A 430-nucleotide genomic window follows, 5' to 3' on the forward strand; every position below is an offset into this window, starting at 1 on the left:
GGCCTGACCTGGCTGCCGGTGAGCAAGAACCTCGCGTACCAGCTCCGGCAGGTGCCGGGCAGCACGCGACAGCTTCCCGCCGTGTGCGCCCCGATGGCCGCGCCGACGCCGGTCTCGACCTACCTGACGGCCACTGCAGGGCAGAACATCCTCGTCACGCTGGCCGATCTGCGCCCCACCCAGCCGGCCATCGGCCGCGACCAGATCTACTACAAGCTCGGCCGCTACGCCGCGGACCCGATCAAGAAGTTCGACGACGCCTGCGAGACCAACGGCCAGAACAAGACCAGCACCTGGGATGCAGCCACGTCCCGCCTCAGCGACCTCGCCTCCTTCAGCTGCACCAAGGCGGTCGGCAACAAGCCGGCCGACATGAAGACGCTGGTGGTGGGGCCTTACGGCGAGCCGTTCCTGACCGATGGACACCACT

At 68.1% G+C, this 430-nt stretch carries 1 protein-coding gene; it reads left to right on the forward strand.

Annotated elements, in window-relative coordinates:
- Positions 1-430 (forward strand): ParB/Srx family N-terminal domain-containing protein (locus AB4Z30_RS30025; protein ID WP_441931231.1); only part of this gene is annotated, 430 nt, incomplete at both ends.

It is taken from the genome of Paenibacillus sp. 2TAF8 (genome assembly GCF_052114825.1).
Classification (GTDB): domain Bacteria; phylum Bacillota; class Bacilli; order Paenibacillales; family Paenibacillaceae; genus Paenibacillus.